At 72.5% G+C, this 17908-nt stretch carries 12 protein-coding genes; 5 read left to right on the forward strand and 7 right to left on the reverse strand.

The window, feature by feature from the left end; all coding sequences use genetic code 11:
• Positions 1 to 16: 16 nt before the first annotated feature.
• Complete coding sequence (locus ACWDXC_RS31770; protein WP_449987849.1) at positions 17 to 871, reverse strand: TatD family hydrolase; 855 nt, start codon at positions 869 to 871, stop codon at positions 17 to 19.
• A 19-nt stretch (positions 872 to 890) separates the two neighbouring features.
• Here ACWDXC_RS31770 and ACWDXC_RS31775 point away from each other — a divergent pair, with 19 nt between their 5' ends.
• Together ACWDXC_RS31775 and ACWDXC_RS31780 are read left to right on the forward strand one after the other, a co-directional pair.
• Positions 891 to 3980, forward strand: a complete 3090-nt coding sequence (locus ACWDXC_RS31775; RefSeq protein WP_449987852.1) for a BTAD domain-containing putative transcriptional regulator — start codon at positions 891 to 893, stop codon at positions 3978 to 3980.
• 55 nt (positions 3981 to 4035) lie between these two features.
• Complete coding sequence (locus tag ACWDXC_RS31780; RefSeq protein WP_449987854.1) at positions 4036 to 5238, forward strand: FAD-dependent monooxygenase; 1203 nt, start codon at positions 4036 to 4038, stop codon at positions 5236 to 5238.
• Here ACWDXC_RS31780 and metG read toward each other — a convergent pair.
• Entirely contained in the window at positions 5198 to 6979 is a 1782-nt protein-coding gene (gene metG, locus ACWDXC_RS31785) for a methionine--tRNA ligase (RefSeq protein WP_219500293.1), read from the reverse strand. The two genes, ACWDXC_RS31780 and metG, sit on opposite strands and share 41 nt — an antisense overlap.
• Before the next feature lie 44 nt (positions 6980 to 7023).
• The gene (locus ACWDXC_RS31790) at positions 7024 to 8253 is read right to left on the reverse strand and encodes a glycosyltransferase (protein WP_364177078.1); all 1230 of its coding nucleotides are present in this window, start codon (positions 8251 to 8253) and stop codon (positions 7024 to 7026) included.
• Positions 8254 to 8439: 186 nt separating this feature from the next.
• Here ACWDXC_RS31790 and ACWDXC_RS31795 point away from each other — a divergent pair, with 186 nt between their 5' ends.
• Positions 8440 to 9897, forward strand: coding sequence for a hypothetical protein (locus ACWDXC_RS31795; protein WP_364177081.1), 1458 nt, complete (start codon positions 8440 to 8442; stop codon positions 9895 to 9897).
• Here ACWDXC_RS31795 and ACWDXC_RS31800 read toward each other — a convergent pair.
• Together ACWDXC_RS31800 and rsmI are read right to left on the reverse strand one after the other, a co-directional pair.
• The gene (locus tag ACWDXC_RS31800; protein ID WP_449987858.1) at positions 9833 to 11365 is read right to left on the reverse strand and encodes a dolichyl-phosphate-mannose--protein mannosyltransferase; all 1533 of its coding nucleotides are present in this window, start codon (positions 11363 to 11365) and stop codon (positions 9833 to 9835) included. The two genes, ACWDXC_RS31795 and ACWDXC_RS31800, sit on opposite strands and share 65 nt — an antisense overlap.
• A 52-nt stretch (positions 11366 to 11417) precedes the next feature.
• Entirely contained in the window at positions 11418 to 12266 is an 849-nt protein-coding gene (rsmI, locus tag ACWDXC_RS31805) for a 16S rRNA (cytidine(1402)-2'-O)-methyltransferase (protein ID WP_449987861.1), read from the reverse strand.
• A gap of 78 nt (positions 12267 to 12344) precedes the next feature.
• Here rsmI and ACWDXC_RS31810 point away from each other — a divergent pair, with 78 nt between their 5' ends.
• Together ACWDXC_RS31810 and ACWDXC_RS31815 are read left to right on the forward strand one after the other, a co-directional pair.
• The gene (locus ACWDXC_RS31810; protein ID WP_219500285.1) at positions 12345 to 13979 is read left to right on the forward strand and encodes a dolichyl-phosphate-mannose--protein mannosyltransferase; all 1635 of its coding nucleotides are present in this window, start codon (positions 12345 to 12347) and stop codon (positions 13977 to 13979) included.
• A 113-nt stretch (positions 13980 to 14092) separates the two neighbouring features.
• Positions 14093 to 15277, forward strand: a complete 1185-nt coding sequence (locus ACWDXC_RS31815; RefSeq protein ID WP_219500282.1) for a hypothetical protein — start codon at positions 14093 to 14095, stop codon at positions 15275 to 15277.
• Positions 15278 to 15598: 321 nt separating this feature from the next.
• Here the strand turns inward: ACWDXC_RS31815 and ACWDXC_RS31820 are convergent, their stop codons facing one another.
• Both ACWDXC_RS31820 and ACWDXC_RS31825 read right to left on the reverse strand, forming a co-directional pair.
• Positions 15599 to 17392, reverse strand: a complete 1794-nt coding sequence (locus ACWDXC_RS31820) for a glycoside hydrolase family 15 protein (RefSeq protein WP_449987864.1) — start codon at positions 17390 to 17392, stop codon at positions 15599 to 15601.
• A gap of 38 nt (positions 17393 to 17430) precedes the next feature.
• Positions 17431 to 17907, reverse strand: coding sequence for a MerR family transcriptional regulator (locus ACWDXC_RS31825; protein WP_449987867.1), 477 nt, complete (start codon positions 17905 to 17907; stop codon positions 17431 to 17433).
• Position 17908: the final 1 nt, after the last annotated feature.

Raw genomic sequence — 17908 nt, forward strand, 5'->3', positions numbered from 1 at the left:
CTTCACCGAATCATGGCTACCACTCGCCGAAGACCGTGATTCCGTTGGCGCTGATGGTCTCGCACAGCGCGTCAGGATGGACGCCCTTGACCTCGGCGAGGCAGCGCAGGGTGAGCGGGATGAGGTAGGGCGCGTTGGGTTTGCCCCGGTGCGGGACCGGCGGCAGGTAGGGGGCGTCGGTCTCGACGAGCATCAGCTCGGCGGGCGCGACCTGCGCGGCCTCGCGCAGGTAGCCGGCGTTCTTGTACGTGACCGGCCCGGAGAAGGACATGAAATATCCGGCGTCGGCGCATTTCTTGGCCAGGTCGGCGTCGCCGGAGAAGCTGTGGAACACCACCACCGGCGGCGGCCCTGCCTCCGCGAGCACCTTCAGCACGTCGTCGTGCGCCTCGCGGTCGTGGATGACCAGCGCCTTGCCGGTGCGCCTGGCGATCTCGACGTGCGCGCGGAAGCTCGCGTGCTGATCCTCCTTGGACGCCCAGTCGCGGTAGTAGTCGAGCCCGGTCTCCCCCACGGCCCGCACCTCGGGCCGCCCGGCCAGCGCCTCGATCTCGGCCAGCACCTCGGGAGTCGCGTCGTGGGCCTCGTTCGGGTGCACCGCGACCCCGGCGTAGACGCCGTCGTGCGCGGCGGCCACCTCGGCGTTCCACCGCGACGACGGCAGGTCGTAGCCGATCGTCACCAGCCGGGTGACGCCCACGGCGCGGGCGTCGTCGAGGATGCTCCGCACGCTCGCCTCTGCGGCCTGCGCGGCCAGCGCCACGGGGTCGCCGGACGACGCCTGCCGGTCGCCCACCATGATGTCGAGGTGGCAGTGGCTGTCGAACACCTGCGCGGACAGCGGCTCCGGGGCGGCGGGAATCTTGCTCACGCCTCCTAAGGTAGCTTCCATGCGTTTCGGCATCCTCGGCAGCACCCGCGCGTGGCGCGCGGACGGCTCCGAGGTGGCGCTCGGCGGGCCGGCCCGGCGCGCGCTGCTGGCCTGCCTGCTGCTCACCCCGGGCCAGGTCGTGCCGCGCGAGCGGCTGATCGACGTCCTGTACGGGGACCGCCCGCCGGGCGACGTGCGGCACGCGCTGCAGTCGCAGGTGTCGAGGCTGCGGCGCGACGGCGTGGCGGTGGAGCTGTCGGCCGCCGGCTACCTGCTGGCCGTCGCCCGCGACGACGTGGACGCCCACCGCTTCCTGCGCCTGGCCGCCGAGGGGCGTGACGCCCTGCCGGGCGATCCCGGGCTGTCGGCGAGGCTGCTGCGGGAGGCGCTGGCGCTCTGGCGCGGGCCGGCCGTGGCCGACCTGGATCCCGCCTTCGGCGCGGCGCTGGAGGAGCGCCGCCTGGAGGCGCTGGAGGACCGGATCGAGGCCGACCTGCTGCGGGGCCGCCCGCGTGAGGTGATTCCGGAGCTGGGCGAGCTGATCGACCGCCACCCGCTGCGCGAGCGGCTGCGCGGGCAGCTCATGCGCGCCCTCCAGGCCGTGGGCAGGCAGGCCGAGGCGCTGGTGGCGTTCGAGCGGGCCCGGCGGGTGCTGGCCGACGAGCTCGGCGCCGACCCGTCGCCCGCCCTGACCGGGCTGCACCGGTCGCTGCTCCACGGCGAGCCCGCGCCCGCCGGGCCTGCCCTGCCCGCCCCGCTGACCAGCTTCGTCGGCCGCGAGCGTGACGTCGCGGCGGTGCGGTCGCTGCTCGGCGAGGCGAGGCTGGTGACGCTGCTCGGCCCGGGAGGCGCGGGCAAGACCCGGCTGGCGGTGGAGGTCGCCCGGCCGTACGCGGACGTGTGCCTGGCGGCGCTGGCCCCGGTGGCGGGCGGCGGCGCGATCCTGCGCACGGTGCTGGCCGCGCTCGGCGTCCGCGAGAACGGCCTGCTCGGCCCGGTGCGGCCGGGCGGCGCCGCCGACGAGACCCGCCTGGTCCAGGTGATCGGCGAGCGGGCGTTACTGCTCGTGCTCGACAACTGCGAGCACCTGGTCTGCGAGGCCGCCGCGCTGGCCGAACGGCTGCTGGCGGCCTGTCCCGGCCTGCGGGTGCTGGCCACCAGCCGCGAGCCGCTGAACGTCACAGGCGAGCACCTGTGGCCGGTGCGGCCCCTCGCCCCGGACGACGCCGTCCGGCTGTTCAGCGACCGGGCGTCGGCGGTCCGGCCGGGGTTCGCGGCCGGTGAGGCGGTGGCGCGGATCTGCGCCACGCTCGACGGGCTGCCGCTGGCGATCGAGCTGGCCGCGGCCCGCACCCGTACGCACGAGCCCGCGGAGCTCGCCGGGCGGCTGGCCCACGACGACCGGTTCCGCCTGCTGTCGCGGGGCAGCCGCACCGCCGACGCCCGCCACCGGACGCTGCGTGCCGTGGTCGCCTGGAGCTGGGACCTGCTGACTGCCGGCGAGCAGGCGATGGCCCGCCGGCTGACGGTGTTCCCCGGCGGGGCGACGGCCTCGGCGGCTGCCCGGGTGTGCGCGCTGCCGGGGGCGGAGGAGCTGCTCGACTCGCTGGCGGACAAGTCGTTCGTGGAGGTCTCCGGCGGCCGCTACCGGATGCTGGAGACCATCCGCGCCTTCTGCGCCGAACACCTCGCCGCCGAGGAGCCCGCCGTACGCCGCGCGCACGCGGAGCACTTCCTGGCCCTGGCCGAGGAGGCCGACGCCCACCTGCGGCGCGAGGGGCAGCTCGACCGGCTGGAGCGGCTGGCTGCCGAGCACGACAACCTGATGGCGGCCCTGGGGTGGGCCGTCGAGGCGGGCGAGGTGGCGACCGGGATGCGGCTGCTGGGGGCGATGTCGTCCTATCTGTGGATGCGCGGCATGCGGAGCGCCGCCGCCGGACCGGCGCTCGCGCTGCTGGAGGCCGCCGGTGACGTGCCCGACCCCGAGCTGGGCGACGACTACGTGCTGTGCCTGCTGACGGCGGTGAGCGGCGGCCTCACCCCGGCCGTCCGCGAGCCGTGGACCCGGGCCGCCGAGACGCTGGTGACGCGCGGCGAGCGGGGTCGGCGCAGGCCGTTGCTGGCGTTCCTGTGGCCGATGGTCACCGCCGGGGGCGACCACCCGCAGATCACGATCCGGGTGATCCGGCAGGCCGCCGCCAGCCCCGACCCGTGGGAGCGGGCCGTCTCCCGGCTGGTGTGGGCCTACCCGCAGATGGCGGAGGCCGACTTCGGCGCGGCCGAGCGCGGGCTGGACACGGCGCTGGCCGGCTTCCGGGCGCTGGGCGACCGGTGGGGGGCGGCGCTGGTGCTCGACGCGCTCGCCTGGATGGCGAGTGTGCGCGGCGACGACGCGACGGCGCTGGCCCGCGTCGAGGAGGCGGTGGCGCTGGCCGAACGGCTGGGGGCCGCCGAGGACCTGGCCGACCTGCTGTGCAACCGGGGCGACTACCGCATCCGCCACGACCTGGCCGGCGCCAGGGCCGACTACGAGCGGGCCGCCGAGGTGGCGCGGCGGGTCGGGCTGCCCACGTACGTCGGCACGGCGCTGCGCGGGCTCGGCGACGCCGCCTACCAGGAGGGCGACCTGGCCGGGGCACGCGGCCTCTACGAGCAGGCGGTGCGGCTGGCCGACCCGCAGTGGCTCAAGAGCTCGGGCAGCAGGGCGCGGCTGCTGGTGGGCATGGGCAGGCTCGCACGGGCCGAGGGCGACCTTACGGCGGCCAGGGCCGCGTTCGTGCAGGCCGTGGAGGTGTCGCTGACGGTGGGGGCGATCCCCGAGTGCGCCCGGCCGATCGAGGCGCTGGCCGTGCTGGAGACGTACGCCACCGTCCCGGACGCCGGGCGGGCCGCGAGGCTGCTGGGGGCCGCGGCCGGGATCCGCGGCGCCGAGTCCGCCGACCCCGAGGTGGCGCGCGCCGCCGCGGCCGTGCGCGACCTGCTCGGCGAGCCTGAGTACGCGCGCGTCAGGGGCGAGGGGGCGGGCCTGGGCATCGCCGAGGCGTGCCTGCTCGCCGGGGTCGCCCCGGCGGCCGTGGCGGCCTCACCCCTGCGCTCGATCAGCCGCTGAGGCCGGTGACTCACCGGTGAGCGGCCGGTGAGCGCCGCCGGGCAGGCTCGGCCGCATGGACATCCTGATCTCCGGCGCGAGCGTCGCCGGCCCCGCCCTCGCCTTCTGGCTCACCCGCCACGGCCACCGCGCCACGATCGTCGAACGCGCGCCCGCCCTGCGCGCGGGCGGCTACGCCGTCGACTTCCGGGGCGAGGCGCACCTGACGGTGCTGCGCCGGATGGGCCTGCTCGACGCCGTCGAACGCGAACGGACCCGGATGGGCGCCACCTGGAACGTCAACGAGGCGGGCAGGAAGCTGACCCGCATGCCCGAGGACCTGTTCGCCGGGGACGTGGAGATCCTGCGCGGCGACCTGGCCGCGATCCTGCACGAGGCGACCAGGGACGACACCGAGTACGTGTTCGGCGACTCCATCACCTCGATCTCCGAGGCCGGGGAGGTGACGTTCGAGAGCGGCGCGGCTCGGCGGTTCGACCTGGTGATCGGCGCCGACGGCCTGCACTCCAACGTGCGGGCGCTGACGTTCGGCCCGGAGCGGAGCCTCGTCCACCACCTGGGCCTCTACTGCGCGGTGTTCACCCTGGACAACTACCTGGGGCTCGACCACAGCGGCCTGGCCTACAACGTGCCGGGCCGGACGGTCGGCGTCTACAGCGCCAGGCACAACGCCGAGGCCAAGGCCATGTTCTGGTTCGCCTCGCAGCCGCTGGATCATGACCGGCGGGACGTGGCCGCGCAACGGCGGCTGCTGGCGGAGGTCTACGCCGGCGTCGGCTGGGAGACGCCCCGGCTGCTGGCCGCGATGGACGGGGCGCCCGACTTCTACTTCGACTCCGCCAGCCAGGTCAGGCTCGACCGCTGGTCACGGGGGCGGGTGGCGCTGCTCGGCGACGCCGCCTGGTGCCCGTCGCCGCTGTCGGGCATGGGCACCGGGCTGGCCGTCGTCGGCGCGTACGTGCTGGCGGGCGAGATCGCCGCGGCCGGGGCCGACCACCCGGCCGCGTTCGCCCGCTACGAGCGGGTCATGCGCGGCTACGCCACCGCCTGCCAGAAGTCCGGCGAGGGCGTCAGCAAGTTCATGGTGCCCGACAGCAGGCTCATGGCCTGGCTGATCAACCAGAACTACAAGCTGCTGCCCTACATGCCGTGGAAGAAGGCGATCGCCAGGTCGGTGCGGAAGACGGCCGAGGCCGTCTCCCTGCCCGACTACGGCGTCACTCGCCCAGCCGCGCGAGCTCCTCGTCCACGACCTTAGGGTCGAGCTTCTTGAACAGCGGCACCGGCGGCGCGAGCGGGGTGCCCGGCTTGATCGGCCGGTGCTCCCAGCGGGCGGCGCCGTCGTAGTCGCCGGTGATGATCGGGTAGGACTGGCCGCCGTCCTCGTCGACCTCGCGGATCTCCGGCATGCCGGACCAGACGCCCTGGCCGCCCAGCATGGCGTGGACCTTGTTGGACGAGCTCGGCAGGAACGGCGTCAGCATCGTCTTGGCGTCGTCGACCACCTGGAGGGCGACGTGCAGGATCGACTTCTGCCGCTCCGGGTCGTCCTTGAGCTTCCACGGCTCCTGCTCGGCCAGGTATTTGTTGGCCTCGCGGACCACGTCGAGCGCCTCGGTGATGGCGTTCTTGAACCGGGAGCGGCCCAGCTCGGCGCCCACCGGGGCGAACGCGCCGCGCGAGCGCTCCAGCAGCGCCCGGTCGGCGTCGGTCAGGTCGCCGGCCTCGGGCACCACGCCGAAGTTCTTCGACGCCATGGAGATCGACCGGTTGACCAGGTTGCCCCACGCGGCGACCAGCTCGCCGTTGTTGCGGTTGACGAACTCCTGCCAGGTGAAGTCGGTGTCCTGGTTTTCGGGCCCGGCCACGGCGATGTAGTAGCGCAGCGCGTCGGCGTCGTAGCGGGCCAGGAAGTCGCGCACGTAGATGACGACCTGGCGGGAGGAGGAGAACTTCTTGCCCTCCATCGTCAGGAACTCGCTGGAGACCACCTCGGACGGCACGTCGAGCTTGCCGAGCTCGCCCGGGCGGCCGTCGCGGGCGCCGATGCCGCTGTAGCCGAACAGCATCGCCGGCCAGATCTCGGCGTGGAAGACGATGTTGTCCTTGCCCATGAAGTAGTAGCCGCGCGCGTCGGGGTTCTGCCACCACTGGCGCCAGGCGTCGGGGTCGCCGGAGCGCCTGGCCCACTCAATGGAGGCCGACAGGTAGCCGATGACCGCGTCGAACCACACGTACAGCCGCTTGTTGGGCTGGTCGCGCCAGCCGTCGAGCGGGATGGGCACGCCCCAGTCGAGGTCGCGGCTGATCGCCCGCGGCTGCAGGTCGCCGAGCAGGTTGAGGGCGAACTTGAGCACGTTGGGCCGCCACTCGCCCTGCTTGGACTGCAGGTAGGTGCCGAGCACCTCGGCGAAGGCGGGCAGGTCGAGCATGAAGTGCTCGGTCTCGGCGAAGACCGGGGTCTCGCCGTTGATGCGGCTGACCGGGTTGATCAGGTCGATCGGGTCGAGCTGGTTGCCGCAGTTGTCGCACTGGTCGCCGCGCGCGCCGTCGTAGCCGCAGATGGGGCAGGTGCCCTCGATGTAGCGGTCGGGCAGGGTGCGCCCGGTCGACGGGGAGATGGCGCCCATCGTGGTCTTGGGGAAGATGTAGCCGTTGTCGTAGAGACCCTTGAAGATCTGCTGCGTGACGGCGTAGTGGTTCTTCGTCGTCGTGCGGGTGAACAGGTCGTAGGACAGCCCCAGCCCGGTCAGGTCCTCGGCGATGACGCGGTTGTAGCGGTCGGCCAGCTCCCTGGCCGTGACGCCTTCCTTGTCGGCCTGCACCTGGATCGGGGTGCCGTGCTCGTCGGTGCCGGAGACCATCAGCACCTTGTTGCCCGCCATCCGCTGGTAGCGGCTGAAGATGTCGGACGGCACGCCGAACCCGGAGACGTGCCCGATGTGGCGGGGGCCGTTAGCGTACGGCCACGCGACGGCGGTCAGAATGTGCTGGGACATGGGTCCAAGCCTACGGGCCGACGCCGCGCGCCTCGAACGAATTGCTAGCGCGAGGTTGCCGAACTTTCCTCACGTGTGACGGCCTCGGCGGCCTCTTCGGCGGCCTTGGCGGCGACGTCGATGGACGACTCGCGGGTGCGGCGGATGCCGAGGATGCTGATGAACAGCGAGGCGAAGATCGTCTGGAAGCTCATGATGAGCGCCGTCGCCGACGGCACGACCAGGCGCAGCGACTCGCGCGGGTCGAGCTCGCCGAAGTCGCGCACCTGCCAGTGGACCAGCGAGGCCACCAGGCCGACCAGACCGGCCAGGGCCAGCAGGCCGCCGACGATCAGGCCCTTCTCCAGGCTGACGATGTCGATGAGCCTGCGCACCCGGGACGACTCCGGCAGGAAGCCCTCCTCGGCCGCGTAGACCTTGGTGAACAGCGCGAACAGGGCCGCCTGGAAGCCGATCACCACCGCGGCCGACGCGCCGACCAGCGTGTCGACGTCGAAGGCCAGCTCGCCGATCTCGACCGGCCCGAACGTCAGCGCGGTGCCCGCGACCAGCCCCAGCACCATGAGCAGGATGCCCGGGTAGAAGAACAGCCACTTGGGGCTGTAGAGCAGCAGGAAGCGCAGGTGACGCCAGCCGTCGCGCCAGGAGCGCAGGTGGGGCGGGCGGGAGCGGCCGTCGGGCGAGAGCGTGGTCGGCACCTCGCGCACGTCGAGCCCCGACAGCGTCGAGCGCACGACCATCTCGCTGGCGAACTCCATGCCCCCGGTCTGCAGGTGCAGCTTGAGGATGGAGTCGCGGCGGAAGCCGCGCAGCCCGCAGTGGAAGTCGCCGATCGCCGACGGGAAGAACAGCCGGCCGATGAACGAGAGCACCGGGTTGCCCAGGTAGCGATGCAGCGGCGGCATCGCGCCCGGGGCGATGCCTCCCTTGAACCGGTTGCCCATCACGAGGTCGGCGCCGTCGCGCAACTGCTCGACGAACGGGAGCAACGAGGTGAAGTCGTAGGAGTCGTCGGCGTCACCCATGATCACGTAGCGGCCGCGCGCGGCGCGGATGCCACCCATCAGGGCGTTGCCGTAGCCCTTCTCGTCCACGTGGACGACGCGGGCGCCGGCGTCACGGGCGAGCTGCTGCGAGCCGTCCGTGCTGCCGTTGTCGGCGATCAGGACCTCGCCCTCGATGCCGTGCTCCTCCATGCACGCCAGTGCCTTGCGCACACAGACTTCCACGGTCTCCGCCTCGTTGAGGCAGGGCATGACCACCGTCAGTTCCACGTCTCAACCCTTCAGTTAAGGCTCTTCCAGCACACCATCATGCCGTGTGCCCGTCCATGGTCGGGGCAAGTCACCGAAACGACTGGCATTCTTTACAGCATGGTGAGCGTCGCGGAGATTACCCCTGTGGACCACTCCGCCCCAGGCCGGACGGCTCGTGCGCGGGCTTTCCTGGGCCGTCATCGGGTGTTCGCCGCAGCGTTCGCCGCGGGTGCGGTGCTGCGGCTGATCACCATGCTCGGCTACGGCCCGGCGATGTGGTTCAACGACTCCTACGAGTACGTGTCGGTGGCGCTGCACCCCCGGCCGCACCCGATCCGGCCCGACGGCTACGGGTTCTGGCTGCTGCTGCTCAAGCCGTTCCACAGCTTCACGCTGGTGACGCTGACCCAGCACCTGATGGGCCTGGCCACGGCGGCGCTGATCTACGCGCTGCTGCGGCGCAAGTTCGCGCTGCCGAAGTGGGGGGCGACGCTGGCCGCCGCGCCGGTGCTGTTCGACGCCTACCAGATCCAGCTCGAACAGCTGATCATGTCGGACTCCATGTTCACGCTGCTGGTCGTGGGCGTGATCACGCTCGTGCTGTGGAACCGGCGCATGTCGTGGAAGGTCGGCGCGGTCGTCGGACTGCTGCTGGCGCTGACCTGGCTGACCCGCTCGATCGGGCTGCCGATCCTCGCGCTCGTCGTGCTCTACCTGCTGGTCAAGCGCACCGGTTGGAAGCCGGTCGCGGCCGTGGTGACGGCCTGCGCGCTGCCGGTCGCCGCCTACATGGGGTGGTTCGCGGCAAGTTTCGGCAAATTCGCGATGACCAACAGCGACGGCCTCATCCTCTACATGCGCACCGCGATCTTCGCCGACTGCGACAAGATGAACATCGACCCCTACAAGGAGGTCGAGCTCGTCCTGCTGTGCATCAACGACCCGGTGCACGAGCGCAAGGACTACGCGCAGTGGTATCTGTGGGGCCAGGGCAGCGGCGACGGCGAGGGCACCGGCGAGGTGCTGCACCGCTGGGGCACCGGCAAGAAGTTCACCGACGTCACCAACGAGGCGGCCAGCGCGTTCGCCATGCGGGCGATCATGTCGCAGCCCGGCGACTACCTGGGCGTGGTGGCGCGCGACTTCCTGCGCTCCTTCCACTGGGGCCGGCCGGTCTTCCCCGACGCCGCGACCTACAACATGTACGAGTTCAAGCCCTACTACGAGCTCGACAGCACCGGCAATCCCAAGCGGCTGCCCAACTGGCCGTCCTACCAGGGCTGGACCCACACCGACGCGTTCGCCTACGAGCAGGGGCCGCCCGAGACCAAGATCGTCTCGCCCTGGGCCGACATCATGAGCGGCTACCAGAAGGTGTTCTACCTGCGCGGCATCATGCTCGCCGGGATCATGCTGATCGGCCTCTACGGCATCGCGGTGCGCTGGCGGACGCTGGGCGGGCCGGTGGTGCTGCCGTGGCTGGGCGCGTTCGGGCTGCTGCTGGCTCCGGCGGCGACGGCCGAGTTCGACTACCGCTACGTGCTGCCCGCCGTGCCGCTGGCCTGCATCGCGGCGGCGATCACGCTGCGGCGGGGCGTCACTTGGGCGCCGTCTTCACCCAGGAGTCGACGAGCATCCGCGACCACCACTCCGCCTGCGTGATCGTCTCGGCCGACAGCACCGGATAGAGCCAGCCGAAGTTGATCAGGACGATGAGCGCGAACGCCCCCACGGCCGCGGCCCCGGCCGCTCGCCGCGCCGGGGCGGCGTCCGCCTTGCCGAGCGCGAGCCCGGCGACGAGCGTGGCCGCCAGGGCCATGAACGGCACCAGCGGGATCATGTAGAACAGGTACATCGTCCGGTTCTGCGCCAGCGCGTAGTAGAACCAGGGCAGCCAGCCCGCCGCGTAGGCCAGCAGCACGGCCCCGGCCCGCCAGTCGCGGCTGGAGACGTACCAGGCGACGAGGCCGAGCAGCGCCAGCGCCGAGCCGTACCAGAGGGCGGGGGTGCCGACGCCGAGCACGGCCTGCGAGCAGGCGTCGGAGCCGCAGGCGGACGGCGGGATGCCGGTCGGGTAGTGGAACGACACCGGCCTGAACAGCAGCGGCCACGTCCACGGCTCGGACATGTACGGGTGATAGTCGGTCAGCCCGGTGTGGTAGCCGAGCACCTGGAACTGGTACTCCAGCCACGACCGGGCCGAGTCGACGACGAAGAACAGCGGCCCGGACGAGGTGGCCTGCTCCCAGTTGCGGCCCCAGCCGTTGTCGGTGACGAACCAGGTCGTCCACGACAGCACGTACGTGATCGCGGGCACGGCGGCGAGCGCGGCCAGCCAGCGGGGCCCGTCGAGCGCGAGGGTCTCCCGGTACGGCTGCCGCATGCCGACGGCGCGGCGGGCGCCCAGGTCCCACATGAGGGACATGACGGCGAAGGCGATCAGGAAGAAGATCCCCGACCACTTCACCGCGCACGCCGCGCCCAGGCAGACCCCGGCGGCCATGCGCCAGGGCCGCAGCCCGAGCGACGGCCCCGGACCGCCCTCGTACCAGTCGACGAGCTTCTCCCTGGCCCGGTCGCGGTCGACCACCAGGCAGGCGAAGGCGGCGAGCACCCAGAACATCAGGAAGATGTCGAGCAGCGCGGTGCGCGAGAGCACGAAGTGCAGCCCGTCCAGGGCCAGCAGCAGACCGGCGAAGCAGCCCAGCAGCGTCGAGCGGGTCATCCGCCGCGCCACCCGGGCCAGGATCAGGATCGACAGCGTCCCCACCAGCGCCGCCGCGAACCGCCAGCCGAACGGCGTCATGCCGAACAGCCACTCGCCCACCGCGATCATCCACTTGCCGAGCGGCGGATGCGCGACATAGAGCGCGCACTCATGGGCGTCGGCGCACTGCTTGAAGATGTCCAGGTTGCCGGTGATCAGCCGCTTGTCGGCGACGGGGTCCTTGGCGGTGCCCAGCATCGCGCGCTCCGCGCCGTACGTGAGCAGCGCGTACGCGTCCTTGATGTAGTACGTCTCGTCGAAGACGACGGCGTGCGGCTCGCCGAGCCGGAAGAAGCGGAGGATCCCGCCGAAGACCGCCACGAGGACCGGGCCCAGCCAGCCCCACAGCGGGCCTTCCTGCATGGGCGGGACCAAGCGCTGCCGCGAAACCCCCCAGTTCTTCACGATCCGCACACTATGGCGTCGAGGATCTTCTGTGAACCGCGTCGTAAAGCTCGCGCTTGGGCACGCCCGCGCCCTTGGCCACGTCCGCGACGGCGGTCTTGGCCGGCTCCCCGGCGGCCACCCGGCGGTCCACCTCGGCCACGAGCGCGTCGATGTCCGGCGGCCCGTCGTCGGGCGTGAACCCGGCGACCACGACCGTGATCTCGCCCTTCACGCCGTCCGCCGCCCAGGCCGCCAGCTCGCCCAGGCCGCCGCGCCGGACCTCCTCGTAGGTCTTCGTCAGCTCGCGGCAGACCGCCGCCTGCCGGTCGTCGCCGAACGCGGCGGCCATCGCCGCCAGCGAGTCGTCCAGCCGGTGCGGCGCCTCGAAGAACACCATCGTGCGCTCCTCGCGCGCCAGCGCGGCCAGACATCGGGCCCGGTCGCCGGCCTTGCGCGGCGGGAAGCCCTCGAAGCAGAACCGGTCACTCGGCAGCCCCGAGACGGCCAGCGCCGTCGTGACGGCGCTCGGCCCCGGCAGCGCGGTCACCGTGACGCCCGCGTCGACCGCCAGCCTGGTCAGCCGGTAGCCGGGATCGGAGACGCCCGGCATGCCCGCGTCGGTGATCACCACGACGGTGCGGCCGTCCTTGAGCGTCTCGACGAGCTCCTGCGCGCGGCCCGCCTCGTTGGCGTCGTAGTAGGACACGACCCGGCCGCCGATCTCCACCCCCAGCTCCCCGGCCAGCCTGCGCAGCCTGCGGGTGTCCTCCGCGGCCACCACGTCGGCGCTCTCCAGCACCTCGCGCAGCCGCGGCGAGACGTCGCCCGCCTGGCCTATCGGGGCCCCTGCCAGCACCAACCTGCCCTGTCGTGTCACCCGACCATTGTGACAGGGCACCCGGATTGCCCCGTGTTTCTTGGGTAAGCACCGGCTTCCGCACCGTACGATGGCCGAATGGCGGTGACCGATTTCCCGTACCAGACCTCCGGCGGCGAGCCGAAGCCTGGCGCGAGCAGTCCCCCTGGTTCGTCCGTGCGCGCGCGCATGATCCCCCCGATGCCCGGCAAGGCGCTGTGGGGCTGGATCGGACCGCTGCTCGTCACCGTCTTCGGCGGCGTGCTGCGCTTCACCGGGCTGGGACACCCGAACGCCGTCGTCTTCGACGAGACCTATTACGCCAAGGACGGCTATTCGCTGATCACCTGGCTGGTCGAGCGCGTCACGATCAAGGACGCCGACAAGGCGATCCTGGCCGGCAACACCGACATCTGGCAGAAGTGCACCGACGACCTGGGGCCGTGCGCCTCCTACGTCGTGCATCCGCCGCTCGGCAAGTGGATGATCGGCGCGGGCGAGTGGCTGTTCGGGCTCACCCCGTTCGGCTGGCGCTTCGCCGCCGCGGTCATCGGCACGCTGTCGATCCTGATCCTGGCGCGGGTGGCGCGGCGGATGACCCGCTCGACGCTGCTGGGCTGCTTCGCCGGTCTGCTGCTGGCGCTGGACGGGCTGCACTTCGTGCTCTCGCGCACCGCGCTGCTCGACATCTTCCTGATGTTCTGGGTGCTCGCCGCCTTCGCCTGCCTGGTGGTCGACCGCGACCGCGCCAGGGAGAAGCTCGTCGACTGGTACGAGAGCTCGCCGCTGACCCCGCAGGGCCCCTCGCTCGGCTGGCGGCCCTGGCGCATCGCCGCCGGGGTCTGCCTGGGCGCGGCGATGGGGGTCAAGTGGTCGGGGCTGGCGTTCGCGGTGGCCTTCGCGATCCTGTCGCTGCTGTGGGACTTCGGGGCGCGCCGGGCAGTCGGCCTGCGCCACCCCTACCAGGGGGCGTTCGCCAAGGACGTGCCCAACGGGGTCGTCGCCTTCGCCCTCGTGCCGTTCGTCACGTACATGGCGACCTGGACGGGCTGGTTCGCCACCGCCACCGGCTACGGGCGCAAGTGGGACCAGGCCACCTCGTCGGGCAACCCGTTCTTCTTCCTCATCGACTCGGCCCGCTCCTGGGTGGAGTACCAGTGGCAGGTCTTCAGCTTCCACAACGACCTGGCCACCTCCCATCCCTACATGTCGGAGCCGTGGTCGTGGCCGCTGCTGCTGCGGCCCGTCGCCTTCCACTACGAGGGCAAGCAGCAGGTGTGCGGGGCTCCCGACTGCTCGGAGGCGGTGCTCGGGGTGGGCACGCCGGTGATCTGGTTCGGCGCGCTGGCCGCCCTGGTGACGCTCATCGCCTGGTACGTGGGCAACCGCGACTGGCGGGCCGGGGCCGTGCTTCTCGCCTACGCGATGGGGTGGCTGCCCTGGTTCTACTTCGCCTTCGCCGAGAACCGAACAATGTTCCTTTTCTACGCGATCCCGATGGTGCCGTTCATGGTGCTGGCGATCACCCTGTGTGCCGGATGGCTGATAGGGCCCACGGTCCGCACCGACGACGGCCGCCTCCCGATGCGCCGCACCACCGGCGCCGCCCTCGTCGGAGCCTTCGCACTGCTCGCTTTGATCAACTTCTGGTGGCTTCATCCTGTACTGTCGGCCGAAGTCATTCCCTACAGCGACTGGAACGCGAGGATGCTCTTCGACAAGCTATGGATCTAACCCGGTCACAGTCCATTACATAGTGATTTCGTAGGGTAGTCGCTGTGCAAGACCCAATACGCACCGGATTCGGTCATCGTCAGGCCTGGGGTCCATACGGCAAACTTCGAGGCATGAGTGCACCAGACGTCACCGCGCTTCTCGCCGAGTTGGAGCGGTCCCAGCCGGACCTCGCCGACGACGCCAGGACCGCCGTCGAATGGCTGACCGGCGGCGAGCCGCTGGAAACGGTGACCCAGCTCGACGTGTGCGAATTCCTCTGGTACACGCTGCCGCTCAAGGTGGGCGGCGACCACGAGCGCCTGGCCTCCTCGCTGGGCAGGCTGCTGCAACTCGGCGGGCTCGAACGCTACGCCGCGCTGTGCGTCTCGCCGACCACCGCGCAGATCCTGCGCGCCTACGCCCGCGAGGGTGAGGAAGCAGGCACCGCCGCCTACCAGGAGGCGCTCGAAGCCACCGGCGTCCTGCCGCCCGACGTGCCCGAACTGCGCTGGAGCATGATCATGGGGCCGGAGGAGCTCGGCGCCCACGTCGCCTGCTCGGCCGCCCTGGAGCTCGCCATCGTCGCCGGCGAGAGCGTCGACCGCGTCGCCCTGACCCGCCGCTGGCTCACCGAGCCGCGCGCCGACCTCGGCGGCGACAGCTGGCTGCACCGCGTCCACGGCGAACGCCTCAACCGCTGGGTCCTCGGCCGCGGCCCCGCCCGGCGCGAGCTCGCCCAGCCCTTCGAGGTCCGCCTGTACGCGCCCGTGACCCCGCAGCCGCTGCCCGCCCTGCACAAGCTGCTGTCGCTGGCCGCCTCCGACATAAACCTGCCGCTCCGCCTGGCGCCCTCGCCCGAGGCGCTGCGCCTGCGCGAACTCGCCGAACGCGACCTGGGCGCGCTCAGCCGCGACGGCTCCCGCCTGGCCATCACCGACCACGGCCGCGCCCTGCTCGCCTCCCCCGACGCCATGTGGGAGGCCGTCACCCGGCTGCTGCTGGCCCGGGGCGAGCACGAGTTCGAGGTGTCGGCGCGGGAGGCGGCGCTGATGCTGCTCGCCGACGGCGTCCTCATGTCACCCGCCCAGCTCCGCGAACGGGTCGCCGAGGTCGTCGGCGGCGAGGGCTGGCACCCGGCGACGGGCCTGGACGACGTGTCCGCGCCCATCAACGCCCTCGTCGGCCAGCTCACCGCCCTCGACCTGGCCTTCGGCGACGACCTGGCCGTCCGCCTGACGCGCACCGGCCAGTTCGCCGCCCTGGCCGCCCTGCGCGCCCACGCGCTGCGGCCCCGCAAGTACGTCAACTCCACCTGAGAACGCCGAAACGCCCGCCTTCCCGGAGGAAGGCGGGCGTCCCGACGTGTAAACCGATGTGCAGGTCGCCTCTCGGCGAAAGGCACAACGCGGCTCCAGCCGAACGGTAGTCCGCGAAGGCAATAGGTGAGGCCCGGGGACACTGGACACACCGGCTACGTGGTGTATAACCACAAGCCCCCCTGACCCATTCCCCGGAGCCGGAGACTTTTCGACGCACCCCCGAACGTCTCAACCGGTGAGCAGGGCGTGGAGGCGGCCGCGTCCTCGGCGTCGATCGCCGACCCTACTGCCGCCCACGCCTCGGTCATGCCGGGCACACTAGGCGCGGCGACCGACAAACCCGTCGCGTGCGTGGGAGGCCCAGTCGTGCAGGGCGTCGGTGTGGCCGGCGGCGTCGAGGTTCAGGGCGGCCTCGATGAGGGCCAGGTGGGTGAACGCCTGCGGGTAGTTGCCGAGCATGGCGCCGTCGGCGGCCATCTCCTCGGCGAACAGGCCGAGCGGGCGGGCGCGGGCGCACAGCGTCTCGAACCGGTCGCGTGCCTCGGCGGTACGGCCCGCCAGCACGAGCGCCGACACCATCTCGAACGAGCACATCAGGAACGCCCCCTCCGGCCCGTCGACGCCGTCGCCGGTGGCGTCCGGGTCGTAGCGGTGGACCAGGGCGCCCCCTTCGCCGAGCCGGGCCTGGATGTGGTCGAGGGTGCCGAGCACGCGCGGGTCGCGGCAGTCGAGGAAGCCGACGAGCGGCACCCGCAGCAGCGACGCGTCGGCGTCGGGCGAGCCGTACGACTGCGTGAACGCGCCGATCTCCCGGTCGAAGCCGCGCGTGAGGATCTCGTCGCGGGCGGCGTCGCGCTCGCGCCGCCACGCGTCGATCGGGGCGCCGGTCGAGCCCGTGGCCTCGGCCAGCCGGACGGCGCGGTCGAAGCACACCCAGGCGTACAGGGTGGTGTAGGTCCAGTGGCGTGGGTTGTGGCGCACCTCCCAGGGGCCGTCGCCGGGTTCGCGCCAGCGGGCCGCGCACTGGTCGACGAGCCGCCACAGGCTGTCCAGCTCGTCGCCGGTGAGGTCGCCGGTGACGTCGTGGTAGGCGAGGGCGGCGTCGAGCACGTGGCCGTAGCCGTCGAGCTGGTGCTGGTGGAAGCCGTCGTTGCCGACGCGGACGGGCCGCGACCCGGCGTAGCCGTCGAGGTGGCCGAGCGTCGTCTCCCCGGGGACCTCGCCCCCGTCGACGGCGAACATGGGCGGCAGCCGGTCGTGGCAGCTCGCGCACCGGTCGAGCACGAACCGCAGGTAGCGGCCCGCCTCCTCGCGGTGGTCCAGGCGCAGCAGCGCGAGGACGGTGAGCGCGCAGTCGCGCTGCCAGGCGTAGCGGTAGTCCCAGTTGCGCGGGCCGCCCGGCCATTCGGGCAGCGACGTGGTGGGGGCGGCCAGCAGCGCCCCGGTCTCGTCGTACAGCAGGCCGCGCAGCACCACCGCGCTCTGCCGCACCTCGGCCGCGCCGACGCCGGAGTAGCCGGACCGTGCCGACCAGGACCGCCACGACCGTACGGTCTCGTCGAGGAGCGCGTGGGCGTCGGCGGGGGCGCGCTCGCCGGTGTAGGCGAGCGTGAACGCCACGGACTCGCCCTCGCGCAGCGACGCCTCGGGCGGGCCGGTGAGGACCGCCCCGTCGTCCTCCACGAGCGTGTCGTCGCGCCGGGTCCAGCGGGCGTCGCGGGTGGCGTAGCCGGGCCTGGCCAGCACGCGGGAGCGGACGAGCGCCCGGCCGCGCTCGCAGGTGGCGAGCCGGACCAGCCGGTGGACGGGTTCGAGACCGCCGTCGCCGGTGGTGGCGAGGAAGTCGTGCACGGCCACGACGCCGTCGGGGCCCTCCCAGCGGGTCCGCAGCACCAGCGTCTCGTCCAGGTAGCGGCGCTCGCGCACCGATGCGCCGTCGACGGTCAGCTCCCACGCGCCGCCGCCGCGCCGGTCGAGCAGCCTGGCGAACAGGCTGGGCGCGTCGAAGCGCGGCGCGCACATCCATTCGACGGCGCCGTCCGGGCCGACGAGGGCGCCGGTGTGGCAGTCGGACAGGAAGGCGTACGCGCCGATCGGCGGACAGTCGCTCATCGTCCCCTCATCCCCGCCGCGGCTCCCGAGTCGGCAGGTCAGGGCTGCCCGGAGGGCTCGGCGGCTAAACCGGGCGGGCCGCCCGCGCCCCGCAGGCCGTGCTCGGCGGCGAGCTGCTGCGGGGACACGCCGTCGAGCAGCCGGTCGAGCTCGCCCATCAGGAAGCCGCACTCACGCACCGGATGCTCGGTGGGGCAGTCGAGGGCGTGCCGCAGCACCTCCTGGGCGGTCCGGGCGCGGGCGACGAGCGCGTCCAGCGCGGCCAGCGTGCCGGTGACCTCCTCCCGCCAGCGCGCTCCCGGCGCGTCCAGCACCGCGCCCGCCGTGTCGAGCGGGATGCCGAGAAGCTGCGCCGTCCGCAGGAAGGCCAGCCGGCGCAGCTCCTCGACGCCGTAGACGCGCCTGCCCTGCCTGCGGCCCACCGGCCGCACCAGCCCGCGTTCGTCGTAGTAGCGCAGCGCGGAGGCGTTCAGGCCGAGCCGCCGGGCCGCCTCACCGATCGGGATCAGGTCCATG

The sequence above is a fragment of the Nonomuraea sp. NPDC003214 genome, assembly GCF_053590035.1.

Bases quoted from the DNA above. Each gene is read 5' to 3' on its own strand.
- ACWDXC_RS31775 (WP_449987852.1), top strand. From the start codon at position 891: ATGCGTTTCGGCATCCTCGGCAGCACCCGCGCGTGGCGCGCGGACGGC.
- ACWDXC_RS31780 (WP_449987854.1), top strand. From the start codon at position 4,036: ATGGACATCCTGATCTCCGGCGCGAGCGTCGCCGGCCCCGCCCTCGCC.
- metG (WP_219500293.1), bottom strand. From the start codon at position 6,979: ATGTCCCAGCACATTCTGACCGCCGTCGCGTGGCCGTACGCTAACGGC.
- ACWDXC_RS31800 (WP_449987858.1), bottom strand. From the start codon at position 11,365: ATGCAGGAAGGCCCGCTGTGGGGCTGGCTGGGCCCGGTCCTCGTGGCG.
- ACWDXC_RS31810 (WP_219500285.1), top strand. From the start codon at position 12,345: ATGGCGGTGACCGATTTCCCGTACCAGACCTCCGGCGGCGAGCCGAAG.
- ACWDXC_RS31815 (WP_219500282.1), top strand. From the start codon at position 14,093: ATGAGTGCACCAGACGTCACCGCGCTTCTCGCCGAGTTGGAGCGGTCC.
- ACWDXC_RS31820 (WP_449987864.1), bottom strand. From the start codon at position 17,392: ATGAGCGACTGTCCGCCGATCGGCGCGTACGCCTTCCTGTCCGACTGC.
- ACWDXC_RS31825 (WP_449987867.1), bottom strand. From the start codon at position 17,907: ATGGACCTGATCCCGATCGGTGAGGCGGCCCGGCGGCTCGGCCTGAAC.